This is a genomic window from Pseudomonas fulva NBRC 16637 = DSM 17717, from assembly GCF_000730565.1.
In the GTDB taxonomy this organism is placed as follows: Bacteria; Pseudomonadota; Gammaproteobacteria; order Pseudomonadales; family Pseudomonadaceae; genus Aquipseudomonas; species Aquipseudomonas fulva.
The window spans coordinates 255,649-267,648 of sequence record NZ_BBIQ01000002.1 but is presented as its reverse complement, the minus strand read 5'-3'; the positions used below and the strand labels follow the sequence as shown (position 1 = coordinate 267,648).

15 protein-coding genes and 1 tRNA gene are annotated in these 12,000 nt (G+C 60.2%); 10 read left to right on the top strand and 6 right to left on the bottom strand.

The window, feature by feature from the left end; genetic code table 11:
* Window positions 1–54: 54 nt before the first annotated feature.
* A complete protein-coding gene (locus tag PFU01S_RS03815; RefSeq protein WP_028686437.1) occupies window positions 55–417 on the bottom strand; it encodes a hypothetical protein in 363 nt (120 codons plus the stop codon).
* Window positions 418–576: 159 nt separating this feature from the next.
* On the opposite strand from PFU01S_RS03815, the gene PFU01S_RS03810 reads away from it, so the two are divergent.
* The 8 genes from PFU01S_RS03810 (at window position 577) to csrA (ending at window position 6,355) form a co-directional block, all read left to right on the top strand.
* Complete coding sequence (locus tag PFU01S_RS03810; protein WP_027916110.1) at window positions 577–879, top strand: DUF1883 domain-containing protein; 303 nt, start codon at window positions 577–579, stop codon at window positions 877–879.
* A gap of 8 nt (window positions 880–887) precedes the next feature.
* The gene (locus tag PFU01S_RS22335) at window positions 888–1,058 is read left to right on the top strand and encodes a hypothetical protein (protein WP_088523181.1); all 171 of its coding nucleotides are present in this window, start codon (window positions 888–890) and stop codon (window positions 1,056–1,058) included.
* A gap of 39 nt (window positions 1,059–1,097) precedes the next feature.
* Window positions 1,098–2,174 carry an NAD(P)H-dependent flavin oxidoreductase gene (locus PFU01S_RS03805; RefSeq protein ID WP_028686438.1) on the top strand — a complete coding sequence of 359 codons (1,077 nt, stop codon included), beginning with the start codon at window positions 1,098–1,100 and terminating at the stop codon, window positions 2,172–2,174.
* A 116-nt stretch (window positions 2,175–2,290) separates the two neighbouring features.
* Entirely contained in the window at window positions 2,291–3,043 is a 753-nt protein-coding gene (modA, locus tag PFU01S_RS03800) for a molybdate ABC transporter substrate-binding protein (RefSeq protein WP_028686439.1), read from the top strand.
* A complete protein-coding gene (modB, locus tag PFU01S_RS03795; protein ID WP_027916113.1) occupies window positions 3,043–3,723 on the top strand; it encodes a molybdate ABC transporter permease subunit in 681 nt (226 codons plus the stop codon). Before modA ends, modB begins: the two co-directional genes overlap by 1 nt.
* 1 nt (window position 3,724) lies before the next feature.
* Window positions 3,725–4,816, top strand: coding sequence for a molybdenum ABC transporter ATP-binding protein (modC, locus tag PFU01S_RS03790; protein WP_028686440.1), 1,092 nt, complete (start codon window positions 3,725–3,727; stop codon window positions 4,814–4,816).
* Between the two features lie 71 nt (window positions 4,817–4,887).
* Window positions 4,888–5,910: a DNA topoisomerase IB gene (locus tag PFU01S_RS03785; protein WP_028686441.1), complete on the top strand. Its 1,023-nt coding sequence runs from the start codon at window positions 4,888–4,890 to the stop codon at window positions 5,908–5,910.
* A 253-nt stretch (window positions 5,911–6,163) separates the two neighbouring features.
* Window positions 6,164–6,355 carry a carbon storage regulator CsrA gene (gene csrA, locus PFU01S_RS03780; RefSeq protein WP_027916116.1) on the top strand — a complete coding sequence of 64 codons (192 nt, stop codon included), beginning with the start codon at window positions 6,164–6,166 and terminating at the stop codon, window positions 6,353–6,355.
* A gap of 41 nt (window positions 6,356–6,396) precedes the next feature.
* On the opposite strand, the gene PFU01S_RS03775 is transcribed toward csrA, so the two are convergent.
* Genes PFU01S_RS03775 through PFU01S_RS03765 form a run of 3 tightly spaced genes read right to left on the bottom strand, consistent with a single transcriptional unit; the run spans window position 6,397 to window position 9,372 of the window.
* Entirely contained in the window at window positions 6,397–6,750 is a 354-nt protein-coding gene (locus PFU01S_RS03775) for a response regulator (protein ID WP_028686442.1), read from the bottom strand.
* A gap of 11 nt (window positions 6,751–6,761) precedes the next feature.
* On the bottom strand, window positions 6,762–8,207 hold the full coding sequence (locus tag PFU01S_RS03770; protein ID WP_028686443.1) for an ATPase domain-containing protein: 1,446 nt from the start codon (window positions 8,205–8,207) through the stop codon (window positions 6,762–6,764).
* Window positions 8,208–8,217: 10 nt separating this feature from the next.
* Window positions 8,218–9,372 (bottom strand): two-component system sensor histidine kinase NtrB, encoded by a 1,155-nt coding sequence (locus PFU01S_RS03765; protein WP_027916119.1) that lies wholly within the window; start codon window positions 9,370–9,372, stop codon window positions 8,218–8,220.
* 290 nt (window positions 9,373–9,662) lie between these two features.
* Here PFU01S_RS03765 and PFU01S_RS03760 point away from each other — a divergent pair.
* Window positions 9,663–9,747, top strand: a tRNA-Leu gene (locus tag PFU01S_RS03760).
* 59 nt (window positions 9,748–9,806) lie between these two features.
* Here PFU01S_RS03760 and PFU01S_RS03755 read toward each other — a convergent pair.
* Complete coding sequence (locus PFU01S_RS03755) at window positions 9,807–9,995, bottom strand: hypothetical protein (protein ID WP_027916120.1); 189 nt, start codon at window positions 9,993–9,995, stop codon at window positions 9,807–9,809.
* Between the two features lie 432 nt (window positions 9,996–10,427).
* On the opposite strand from PFU01S_RS03755, the gene adhP reads away from it, so the two are divergent.
* On the top strand, window positions 10,428–11,438 hold the full coding sequence (gene adhP, locus PFU01S_RS03750) for an alcohol dehydrogenase AdhP (protein ID WP_028686444.1): 1,011 nt from the start codon (window positions 10,428–10,430) through the stop codon (window positions 11,436–11,438).
* Between the two features lie 99 nt (window positions 11,439–11,537).
* Here adhP and PFU01S_RS03745 read toward each other — a convergent pair whose 3' ends face one another.
* The gene (locus PFU01S_RS03745) at window positions 11,538–11,771 is read right to left on the bottom strand and encodes a hypothetical protein (protein WP_028686445.1); all 234 of its coding nucleotides are present in this window, start codon (window positions 11,769–11,771) and stop codon (window positions 11,538–11,540) included.
* Between the last annotated feature and the right edge of the window lie 229 nt (window positions 11,772–12,000).

Genomic DNA, 12,000 nt, shown 5'->3' with positions numbered 1-12,000 from the left:
ATATGCTTAGGCCCAAAACATATAAGCAAAAGGAGGTCGGTCACTTGCGCTGGGTCAATCCCCGGAAATACAAGCCGTCGCGGCGTTACGCACATCACCCGGGCGCAATGGGAAGTTGCTCAGACGTTCATGCAACTTGATGCTGCTGCCATTGTTGCCACGCTGGCTGATATCCAGAAGCGCGCCTGGGCCCTCGCCTGGCGAAAACTTCTGCGGCACGATCAAACGCAATCCATCACCGCGTTTTTCTTCCGTCAACGGGCCACGCGAGTCGGCCAGCCGGGCCTTCACGCAGTCGGCATATTCACGTGGCGTCTTGCCTGACATCACATCCATCGTCTCATGGGATTGTTCTAGGTCAGACACACTGGCGCACCCGGCCAGGGTCAGCATCCACGCCGCCAACATCCACTTCATCTGCTGCACCTCTGTCATCAGGAACACCGTTCGACCGTGATCTGGCTCTTTTGCTCCCTGTACTGGCAGATTTATCTGCGCCCGGTCAGCAGCCCGGCGCGCTCACCGCGCATCGTGTTATCGTGCGCGTTTGCAAAACCAGACTTTGCGGAGCCACACATGAAATTCGTACACCAGCGCGAGCACCTCAACGAGGACGACATCGTCGTCATCGAGTGCTCCCAGCGCTGCAACATCCGTCTGATGAACGACGCCAACTTCCGCAGCTTCAAGAATGGCGGTCGTCACACCTATCACGGCGGCCACTTCGACAAGTTCCCCGCCAAGATCACCGTGCCAAGCACCGGTTTCTGGAACATCACCATCGATACCGTGACGACCCGTCCGATCTCGGTCACGCGCAAGCCCAGCCTTACGCACAAGATCAAGATCATCCGTCGTTCCTCGTCGCAGCTCAGGTAAGGCCAGCCATGACCCAAACCATCAAGTACGTCATCAAGTACAAGCTCGAAGGCCAGCGCCGCTGGGATTTCGCCCTCATGTCAGACGACTCTCGGGAACAAGCGCTACAAGCCCTGCGCAAGATCCATGGTGAAGACGTGGACAAGGTCAGCGACATCCAGGTCAGCAAGGCACTCTAATCGCCCAGTCTCCATCCATTGCGCCTGAAGGAGCGTCGCATGAGCCAGTGGCCCGATCGCCGTGTTCTCGATTTGCTGGGTATCGAACTGCCCATCCTTCAAGCGCCGATGGCCGGGGCATCAGGTACGGCGATGGCTATTGCGGTAAGCCAGGCCGGTGGTCTGGGCGCATTGCCTTGCGCCATGCTCACGCACCAGCAGGTACGCGAGCAAATCGCTGTCTTTCGAGCCGCCAGCCCTGGCCGCGCCCTGAACCTGAACTTCTTCTGCCATCAGGTACCGGCATCCGATGCTGACGCCCTCACCGCTTGGAAGCAGGTGCTCGAGCCCTACTATCGAACGCTGGGGGCTGATTTCGAAGCACCTGCACCGGTGTCCAACCGCGCGCCTTTCGACGAACACAGCTGCCAGCTGGTCGAGCACCTGCGCCCTGAAGTGGTGAGTTTTCACTTCGGCCTGCCTCAGGCTGACCTGCTGCGCAGGGTCAAAGCCAGTGGGGCCCGAGTACTGTCCAGTGCCACAACCGTCGAAGAGGCACGCTGGCTGCAGGATCGCGGCTGTGATGCGATCATCGCCATGGGTTATGAGGCTGGCGGGCATCGCGGCATGTTCCTCAGTGAAGACATCACCACCCAAATCGGTACGCTTGCGCTGGTGCCGCAGGTGGTCGATGCCGTCGATGTCCCGGTGATTGCGGCCGGTGGCATTGGCGATCACCGTGGTGTGCTGGCCGCACTGGCATTGGGTGCCTCTGCGGTGCAGATCGGCACCGCCTACCTGTTCTGCCCCGAAGCCACCGTGTCGTCGTTTCATCGGCAGGCGCTGGACAGCGCGTCCGCCAGCGACACGGCCCTGACCAACCTGTTCACCGGTCGCCCGGCCCGCGGTATCCATAATCGCCTGATGCGCGAGCTGGGCCCCATGAGCGCGCAGGCACCCCGGTTTCCGCTCGCAGGTGGCGCATTGATGCCACTGCGGGCAATCACTGAAGCCCAAGGCAGCAGTGATTTCAGCAACCTTTGGGCAGGCCAGGCACTACGCCTCGGCCGGCACTTGTCCGCTGCAGACCTGACCCGTGACATTGCAGACAAGGCATTGGCTCGTCTGAACCGCTAACCGGACCGATCGAGCGCGCCGTGCCTTGCTTGAGCCTCGATCCAATAAAAACAGCTGCAAGCAATTGGCGAAGCGCTATATAGTCAGGCATATAACGAAAACCAGGAGCTTTCCCAATGCGTTCTCGCCTGCCTTACCTAGCCGCCCTCGCCAGCCTGATCACCCTGAACACTGCCTGGGCCGACGAGGTCCAGGTGGCTGTCGCTGCCAACTTCACCGCACCCATCCAGGCCATCGCCAAGGACTTCGAGAAGGACACCGGCCATAAGCTGATTGCAGCCTACGGCGCTACCGGGCAGTTCTATGCCCAGATCAACAACGGTGCCCCCTTCGAAGTGTTCCTGGCCGCAGACGACAGCACCCCGGCCAAGCTCGAGAAAGAGCACGCCATCGTGCCAGGCTCACGCTTTACCTACGCCATCGGCACGCTGGCCCTGTGGTCGGCCCAGCCTGGGTATGTGGATGACAAGGGCGCAGTCTTGCAGCGCAATGCATACCAGCACCTCGCGCTCGCCAACCCGAAGACCGCCCCTTACGGCCTGGCGGCCACGCAAGTGCTAGAAAAGCTCAAGCTGACCGAGGCGACGCGCGACAAATGGGTAGAAGGTCAAAATATCACCCAAGCCTTCCAGTTCGTCTCTACCGGTAACGCAGAACTGGGCTTCGTGGCGCTGTCGCAGATCTTCAAAGATGGCAAGGTGCAGAGCGGTTCGGCCTGGATCGTCCCGGCTTCCTTGCACGACCCCATTCGCCAAGACGCGGTGATTCTGGAAAAAGGCAAAGGCAACCCGGCTGCCAAGGCCTTGGTGGACTACCTCAAGGGCCCCAAGGCAGCTGCGGTGATCAAAGCCTATGGCTATGAAATCTGATGCCGCTCGATGCCAGTGACCTTGGCGCCATCTGGCTCACCCTGAAGCTGGCCAGCCTGACCACCCTGATTCTTTTAATCGTAGGCACACCGGTTGCCTGGTGGCTGGCACGCACGCGGTCATGGTTTCGCGGGCCGATAGGCGCCATCGTTGCCCTGCCCTTGGTGCTGCCGCCGACGGTGATCGGGTTTTACCTGCTGATTGCACTAGGCCCGCATGGCTGGCTTGGCCAAGGGATTGCGGCACTGGGCCTGGGCAATGTGGTGTTCAGCTTCTCGGGCCTTGTAATCGGCTCGGTCATCTACTCGATGCCCTTTGTGGTCCAGCCGTTGCAAAACGCTTTTGCCGCCATTGGCAAGCGACCCATGGAAGTGGCGGCCACGCTGCGCGCCGGGCCCTGGGACAGTTTCGTGCATGTGGCGCTACCACTGGCCCGTCCGGGTTTCATCACCGCCAGCATCCTGGGTTTTGCCCACACCGTAGGCGAGTTTGGTGTCGTGTTGATGATCGGAGGCAACATTCCAGACAAGACCCGCGTGGTATCCGTGCAGATCTTCGACCATGTCGAGGCGATGGCCTACACCCAGGCGCACTGGCTCGCAGGCGCCATGCTGGCGTTCTCTTTCTTGGTGCTGCTGTTGCTGTACGCAGGCCGACGCGGCAATGCGGGCTGGAACTGACATGACGCACTCGATCGTGGCACGCCTGAAACTGGCACGCGACGCTTTCACCCTGGACGTCGACCTGCAACTGCCAGGGCGCGGTATCAGCGCCTTGTTTGGACACTCCGGCTCGGGCAAAACCAGTTGCCTGCGCTGTCTGGCCGGGCTGGAGCGCCCTGGCCAAGCGTATGTGGAAATCAATGGCGAGGTCTGGGAGGACACCGCTCGTGGCGTCTTTCTACCGCCCCATCAGCGCCCGGTGGGCTACGTCTTCCAGGAGCCCAGCCTGTTCGCGCACCTGACCGTGCGTGGCAACCTGGAGTTCGGCTGGCGCCGTGTGCCGTGGACCCAGCGCAAGGTGGACCTGGAACACGCCAGCGAGCTGCTGGGCATCGGCCACCTGCTGGCGCGCCGGCCCTCGACGCTATCGGGTGGCGAGGCGCAACGCGTCGGGATTGCCCGCGCGCTGCTCAGCAGCCCCCGGCTGCTGCTGATGGATGAGCCCCTGGCTGCCTTGGACGGGCCCCGCAAGCGTGAAATCCTGCCTTACCTCGAGCGCCTGCACGAGGAACTGGACGTGCCTGTGGTTTATGTCAGCCACGCACAGGACGAAGTGGCGCGGCTGGCTGACCACGTCGTGCTGCTGGAGCATGGACGTGTGGTAGCGAGCGGCCCGGTTGCCCCTACCTTGGCGCGTCTGGACTTATCGTTGGCTCAGGGCGAGGATGCCGGCGTGGTGCTCGAAGGCCAGGTGACAGGCCATGACCCGCACTACGACCTGCTTGAACTGCGCTTGCCTGGCAACAACGGGCTCGTACTACGTTTCGCACACCCCATCCGGGCCCTGGGCAGCGCCTTGAGGGTCAAGGTCCACGCTCGCGATGTCAGCCTGGCGCTCACCGCCGACGGCACCTCAAGCATCCTCAACCGAGTGCAGGTTCAGGTACGCGCCACCCACGCTGCCGACAACCCAGCCCATTTATTGGTCAGCCTGGATGCCGACGGCAGCACCCTGCTCGCCCGTATTACGCGTTTCTCGGCGGACCAGCTTGGGGTACACCCAGGCCAGCGCCTGTATGCACAGATCAAATCGGTTGCATTGCTGAGCTGACGCGCTGAAATGGAGCAACGGCCAAGCGGCCGTTGTCCATTGATCAGTGACTTGATCGAGGCCTGCCGCCCATGCTCGACTGCCCGCTTCCCGAAACGCTGCATTACGTCGACGACAGCCAGCCCGGCTTGACTCGTCGCCGCTGGCGCGACCGCTTCATCTACCTGGACGCCAATGGTGAACGGGTCCGCGACCCTGAAACACTGGCACGTATCGCCGCACTGGTGATCCCACCGGCCTATACCGATGTCTGGATATGCGTCGACCCGCAAGGGCACTTGCAGGCCACTGGCCGCGATGCCCGTGGCCGCAAGCAGTACCGCTATCATGCCCAATGGCGTGAAACCCGTGACCAGCACAAATACGGCCGAATGCTCGCCTTCGCCCAGGCATTGCCAAAGCTGCGCTCACAATTGGAAACCCACTTGTCACGACCGGGCCTTGACCGTGAAAAGGTCATGGCCCTGGTAGTCAGCCTGCTGGACCATACCCTCATCCGCATTGGCAACCAGCGCTACATGCGCGACAACAAGTCCTATGGGCTGACGACCCTGCGCAATCGACATGTAGAGGTCAAGGGCAGTACCATCCGCTTTCAGTTCCGTGGCAAGCGTGGCGTCGAGCACGATGTGACGCTGCGTGACCGACGCTTGGCGGCCTTGCTGAAGCGTTGCATGGAACTGCCCGGCCAAGCGCTGTTCCAGTATCTGGATGCCGATGGCCAGCGTCACAGCATTGGTTCGAGCGACATCAATCAGTTTTTGCAACAGTTGACTGGCGCCGACTTCACGGCCAAGGACTACCGTACCTGGGCCGGCAGCAGTCTTGCGTTGGACCTGCTCAGACCCTTGGCCTGGGAGCCTGAAACCGAGGCCAAGCGCCAGGTCGCTGCCATTGTCAAACAAGTCGCCTCGCGCCTGGGCAACACCCCCGCCGTGTGCCGACGCTGCTATATCCACCCAGCGGTGCTGGAGCATTACACACTCGGGCGGCTGGCCGCCTTGCCCAAGAGCCGAGTGCGCAAGGGGCTGGACCCGGAAGAGGTCGCTTTGCTGGTCTTTCTCAAGGCATTGGAACAGCAGGCCGCACATTGAGCTTGTCTATCCACTCCATGATGCAAAGGTATTTCCTATTGAACGAGGCCCCCACTATCCTTCCCAACAGAGCACCTTGTCCTACAAATCCTTTATACGGTAGCTGGCTGTTCGCATCCCTTCTTCGTGCCATAGATTTTGACATTTTGGGAATTACTAGGCTTCTAAAGCGTCTTTAATGGAAGGAAAAGGGATAGGCTCCCACCGCTAGCGCACATGGCCTGCGGACTTTTTTATCACCAAGGAGAAGTACATGCTGATACTCACCCGTAAGGTTGGCGAGAGCATCGTCATCAACGATGACATCAAAGTCACCATTCTGGGCGTCAAAGGGATGCAGGTGAGAATAGGCATCGACGCACCCAAGGACGTTCAAGTGCACCGCGAGGAGATCTTCAAACGCATCCAGGCCGGCAATCCGGCCCCTGAGAAGCAGGACGATTGACAACGATCATTCAAGCGGGCTGCAGGGATGCGCCCACAGCCTTAGCCCTTCAGTAGGCCACGCACGGTCGCAATCATCTCGCCCATGTCGAATGGCTTGTCGAACACTGCCGCGAATAATGTCGGGCATCCCTCGCTGGCCTGGGCGCCGCTCATGAGGATGACCGGCAGCGTTCGCAAGGCAGGATTTGCCCGCATGGCACGTACCAGCTCCTGACCATTGAGCACGGGCATCATGTAGTCGGTGATGACCAACTGCACCTGTACGCGTTTGAGTACCTCCAGCGCTTTCTGGCCGTTACTCGCCTTTTCGATCGCATACCCTTCGTCTTCCAGGGCAAAACCCAAGATCTCGGCTATCAGGTATTCGTCGTCGACGATCAGCACAGTCTTCATGTAAGAGAAACCTAAAGGCTCCCTTGCGGCACGGCTGTGCCAGAAAGGGCCCCGCTGGTGCCTTCGAACGCTCTACGCAGTGAGATCCCAGACGATGCGATTACAAGCTCATGCAAAGACGCGTCGTGAGCACTGTCGCGTACTTTCAGGATGGAGAGCATTCGGCGCAAGGTGCCGTCGTGCTCAACGAATCGCATCAACACCAGGTTGTCGACGATGCTTGATAAATCGGGCGCCGGCGCAGTGATCTCCGCACCAAAGATATCGCGCATTTCCCAGGTCAGCATCACACTCACCTCTCGATTGCGCAGCTCTCCGGTCAACGCGCGAAAAAAGGCATTCAGACGGTCAGGCTCCGTGGACAGGCGGCTCCACGCGCCCAGGCTGTCGATAAGGACTCGCTTGGCCCCGGTTGCCTGCACCTGTTCGATCAAGCGCGCACCCAGCTGATCCAGCAGCACCTGCGTACAAGGCTCCCAGCACAGTGTCAAGCTCTGGGTCTGTTCCATGGCTGCAAAGTCGTACCCCAGCGAAGCCGCCTTGATGCGCAGGCGATCGGGTGATTCGTAGAAACCGAAATGCAAGCCGGGCGCCTGGGGTGTGCTGGCCGCCAGAAACGCCATGCCAAGCGAGGTCTTGCCAATGCCCGACGGGCCGATCAGAAGCGTTACAGAGGCGCAGGACAGTCCGCCATCAAGCATGTCGTCGAGCGTCGACACACCACTACTGATCCGAGATGCAACTGCACTAGCGGGCGCACTGGGCTTGGCGAACAACGACTCCAGACGCGGAAACACCCTCACACCGGTATCGTCGATCAGGCACTCGTGACGCCCGGACAAGGCTCCACTGCCACGTGTCTTGCGCAACTGAATCGTGCGAACGGCGCGGCTACCCATCATCTGCTCACCCAGTTCGATCACGCCGTCGACCATCGTGTGTTCAGGGCTGCCTTCTTCGAGCCGCGCACTGGTCAACAACAGTACGGTGCAGCCAGCAAAGGCCGCATGACCTTGCAGCGCCGAGACGAATTTTTTGGTATCGAGCGATGTTTCGGCACGTAGGCGGGCATTGAGTACGCCATCGACGATGAGCAGGCTGGCCTTGTGTCGACTGATCTCCTGCCTCAGCAACCTGACCACGGCATCAAGGCCATCCTGCTCCAGGGTGTCGAAGGCGCTGACGAACTGGATCTGATCGCCGACCATCGAGGGGTCGAAGAAGTCCAGCGTGCCCAAGTATTGAAATAGCCGCTCATGGGACTCGCTGAGCAACGTTGCCACCAGCGCCCGCCCCCCCTTGCGCACATGCTCGCAGGCCAGTTGGTTGGCCAGAATGGTCTTGCCTGCGCCAGGTGGGCCCTGCACGATGTACGACGCACCCGCCACCAACCCACCTTTGAGCAGGGCATCGAGCCCGTCGATACCTGTCAACAATCGCTTGAGTGTCTGAGTCATGCTATGCCCCTCACGGCTCGGTAACTGGCTGGCTTGAATGAACGGGCAAATACAGCCGCATGCACGTGCCGACCCCCAGCTCGCTTTGCACGCTGATGGCACCGCCGCTTTGCCTGGCAAATCCGTACACCTGGCTCAGGCCCAGGCCGGTGCCCTGACCGAAGGGTTTAGTGGTGAAAAAGGGCTCGAAAATACGTGGCTGTACCTCCGCCGCCATGCCCTCGCCGCTGTCTTGCACCTCGAAGCACACGAAGTGGCCGTGCAGGCCATCGACCTCACCTGTCAGCGACACCGCTTCGACGGTCAGCACGATGCGGCCTTCCTCGGCGATGGCATCCCGGGCATTGAACAGCAGGTTGAGCAACACCATTTGCAACTGACCAGCATCCACTTCGATGATGGGAAGATCGGGCTGCACTCGCGCATCCAGTGTGACCGAACTGGGCAGTGCGTGAACAAGCAATCCATGGGTGGCGTCGATCAGTTTGGCCGGCTCTATACAGGTCACCTCGAGCTTGCGATGACGCGCAAAGCTGAGCAGCTGACGGGTCAGGTCGGTGCCGCGCTGGCCAGCTTCCAGAATGTTGTGCAGCATGCGCTGAACGCGCTCTGGGTCCGGGGCGGCAAGGGCCAAGCGTGCAGAGCTGAGGATAATGGTCAGCAGGTTGTTGAAATCATGTGCCAGGCCACCGGTCAACTGACCCAGCGCCTCGAGCTTCTGAGCCTCGAACAGCTGCGCTCTGACGGCGTCCAGTTGCATCGCTGACTCACGGCGGTCGGTAATGTCCCGCGTGACCTTGGCAAGCCCGACGACCTGGCCTTGGTCATCGCGAACCACATCGAGGGCCACCAATGCCCAGAAGCGCGTGCCGTCTTTGCGCTGGCGCCACCCTTCATGCCGCGACACCCCCTGTTCGAGCGCTTGACGCAACAACTGCTCAGGCTTGCCTTCGGCGCAGTCTTCAGGCGTGAAGAACAGGGAAAAATGACGCCCCACCACTTCATCGGCGCTATAGCCCTTGATCCTCTGGGCGCCCGCATTCCACGAGGCGATATGGCCGGTGGTATCGAGCATGTAGATGGCGTAGTCCACCACCGACTGGACCAATTGCTCGTAACGATGAGCAGGCATATCTGAATTGACCTGGCAATCAGTTGAAACCATGCGAGCTCCATCGGCACGGCAGGTGAACATCATCCAAACGGCTAGAGCTCAGACCTTGACGCACGCTGTTCACCTTCATTGCGCAGTCGTCGGCCCGACCATCACATCCAGTGACTTGGCTAACATTGGGCCAAGCTCATGACACTGTCAATCGGCCAGGTGTGATGGGATGCGATGTGCGGAATATGGCAGCCAAGGTTGACTCTGCTATAACGGTGGGTTATAAAGCCGCCTTGATTGCACAGCCCTTCTGTCTGAAGTGAGCCGGCCCCCGTGGCCCTTTCAAGCGTGCGAGTGTGGTGGAATTGGTATACACAGCAGACTTAAAATCTGTCGGCGTGAGCCTTGCGGGTTCGAGTCCCGCCACTCGCACCACATCCTGAAGAAGGCGCCCAAGGCGCCTTTTTTGTTGCCTGTCTTTTGCTGGCCCGCCATCACTCATCCTCGCAGTCGTCGAACCACGCAGGATGATCGCGCTCTTCTTCTTCCAGCGCGTCAAGCGATGGCATCTCGATCTCGTCTTGCGCCCCATGGGCATCCGGCTCGAGCGCGTCTTGTTCATCGTGAAATTCATGATCCAGCAAATGATCATGCTCAGGTTCGTGCAGGTCGTCGTCGCGCATAATGAGCCTCGATTCAAGTGGCACGCCTGTATAGGCTCAACGGCTTCTGCGGTCAACGCCGCAGTGACTTAATCCCAGGTTAACGCCCTGCGTTCAACGTAGGAGCTCTCCCTTCAAGACGTTGTTGGCCCGCTCGTTCCTGGCGGGCATTTTTTTGTCGGTCAGCAGGGCCTGCCACTGCCCAGTCGCACATTTTCTTCACGTACGACGTACCCATCACCTTCTCTTCACGAAATGATCACATTCGCCTTGGCACTCTGACCGTGCTCCGTATGTTCTTGCAGCCCGCCGCATTCTTGCCGCGGGCTTTTCTTTTTGTCGCCGCCCTCAACGCCACCGCCTTCCTATGACCTGCGGCAGTTTTCCACTTGCAAGCGGGCGCTATTCTGCATGGGCTAGCTTCAAGTCAACCGAATAGACACGGAGGTTCGTATGAAAGCTGCTGTCGTAGCCCCAGGCGGTCGCGTTGAGGTGGTCGAAAAACATGTTCGCCCTCTCGAATACGGCGAGGCCCTGCTGAAAATGCAGTGTTGCGGCGTTTGCCACACTGATTTGCACGTCAAGAACGGTGACTTCGGCGACAAGACGGGTGTTGTGCTGGGCCATGAAGGCATTGGCGTGGTGCAGGACGTCGGTCCTGGCGTAACGTCCCTCAAACCGGGCGATCGCGCCAGCGTGGCCTGGTTCTATGAGGGCTGCGGCCACTGCGAGTATTGCACCAGCGGCAATGAAACGCTGTGCCGGCAGGTCAAGAACGCCGGTTACACCGTAGACGGTGGCATGGCCGAGGCCTGTATCGTCAAGGCCGACTACTCGGTAAAGGTACCGGAAGGGCTATCGTCCGCTGCGGCCAGCAGTATCACCTGCGCAGGCGTGACCACGTACAAGGCAGTCAAGACGTCCAACATTCGTCCCGGCCAGTGGATCGCAATCTACGGCCTCGGCGGGCTGGGCAACCTGGCACTGCAGTACGCCAAGAACGTCTTCAACGCCAAGGTCATTGCGATTGATGTCAACGAAGAGCAACTGCGCTTCGCGACTGAAATGGGAGCCGATCTTACCATCAACCCCTCCAGCCAGGATGCTGCCAAGGTCATCCAGGCCCAGACCGGTGGCGCCCATGCCGCTGTGGTTACCGCCGTGGCCAAGGGCGCCTTCGATTCGGCCGTCGATGCTCTGCGTGCCGGTGGGCGGCTGGTGGCCGTGGGGCTACCGTCAGAAGCGATGAACCTGAATATCCCGCGCTTGGTGCTCGATGGCATTGAGGTCATCGGTTCGCTGGTGGGCACGCGCCAGGACCTGCAAGAGGCCTTTCAATTTGCTGCCGAAGGCAAGGTGGTGCCAAAGGTCAGCCTGCGCCCCATCGAAGACATCAATCAGATCTTCGAAGAGATGCTCGATGGGCGCATCAAGGGCCGGATGGTGATCCAGTTCGAGGGCTGAACGAGGCCCTCCACTCAAGCTGTGTGCAGCGGGCAGCGGCCCTGTTCATCGGGGTCGCAAGCCACTGCAAGGGTGGCTGCAGACCGCTGAGCGCCGTGCTCAACGGCCATGACCTCGCACCGCATAGGCCGACGTCGTCGCTTTTCTGCTGCGCCCTTCATAGACCCAGACCTGAGATCCTGGCAACTGCGCCATGACCTCGGCTTCCTCCGCTTCTGCACGCGGTTCCTCACAGGCGTCTTTGGCCTTTGCACACGCCTGCGCACGCTCACGCTCGTCCGATGCCGCCTTGAGCATCTTGTTCAAAGATTCGACCATACTGGAATAGTCCATTGCCTGACTCCTTTGCGGAAGGTGTTCACCTGATGAGCCTGATCATAGCGAGCCAACCTTTCAGAAACTGGCAACGCAAAACGCAATAAATCGTGGGTCTCTTACTTGATGACCCCCACTGCCGCGCGAGGTTCAGCCAAAGCGATCAACAGGTACCTTGAGACTAGCAGTCCCTGCTGTGTTTATCTGTCCCCGCCTCCACATCAGCCATGATCTCCACGCGCCTCGA

Excerpts from the sequence above, each read along its gene's own strand:
- PFU01S_RS03815 (WP_028686437.1), bottom strand. The coding sequence starts at position 417 with ATGAAGTGGATGTTGGCGGCGTGGATGCTGACCCTGGCCGGGTGCGCC.
- PFU01S_RS03810 (WP_027916110.1), top strand. The coding sequence starts at position 577 with ATGAAATTCGTACACCAGCGCGAGCACCTCAACGAGGACGACATCGTC.
- PFU01S_RS22335 (WP_088523181.1), top strand. The coding sequence starts at position 888 with ATGACCCAAACCATCAAGTACGTCATCAAGTACAAGCTCGAAGGCCAG.
- PFU01S_RS03805 (WP_028686438.1), top strand. The coding sequence starts at position 1,098 with ATGAGCCAGTGGCCCGATCGCCGTGTTCTCGATTTGCTGGGTATCGAA.
- modA (WP_028686439.1), top strand. The coding sequence starts at position 2,291 with ATGCGTTCTCGCCTGCCTTACCTAGCCGCCCTCGCCAGCCTGATCACC.
- modB (WP_027916113.1), top strand. The coding sequence starts at position 3,043 with ATGCCGCTCGATGCCAGTGACCTTGGCGCCATCTGGCTCACCCTGAAG.
- modC (WP_028686440.1), top strand. The coding sequence starts at position 3,725 with ATGACGCACTCGATCGTGGCACGCCTGAAACTGGCACGCGACGCTTTC.
- PFU01S_RS03785 (WP_028686441.1), top strand. The coding sequence starts at position 4,888 with ATGCTCGACTGCCCGCTTCCCGAAACGCTGCATTACGTCGACGACAGC.
- csrA (WP_027916116.1), top strand. The coding sequence starts at position 6,164 with ATGCTGATACTCACCCGTAAGGTTGGCGAGAGCATCGTCATCAACGAT.
- PFU01S_RS03775 (WP_028686442.1), bottom strand. The coding sequence starts at position 6,750 with ATGAAGACTGTGCTGATCGTCGACGACGAATACCTGATAGCCGAGATC.
- PFU01S_RS03770 (WP_028686443.1), bottom strand. The coding sequence starts at position 8,207 with ATGACTCAGACACTCAAGCGATTGTTGACAGGTATCGACGGGCTCGAT.
- PFU01S_RS03765 (WP_027916119.1), bottom strand. The coding sequence starts at position 9,372 with ATGGTTTCAACTGATTGCCAGGTCAATTCAGATATGCCTGCTCATCGT.
- PFU01S_RS03755 (WP_027916120.1), bottom strand. The coding sequence starts at position 9,995 with ATGCGCGACGACGACCTGCACGAACCTGAGCATGATCATTTGCTGGAT.
- adhP (WP_028686444.1), top strand. The coding sequence starts at position 10,428 with ATGAAAGCTGCTGTCGTAGCCCCAGGCGGTCGCGTTGAGGTGGTCGAA.
- PFU01S_RS03745 (WP_028686445.1), bottom strand. The coding sequence starts at position 11,771 with ATGGACTATTCCAGTATGGTCGAATCTTTGAACAAGATGCTCAAGGCG.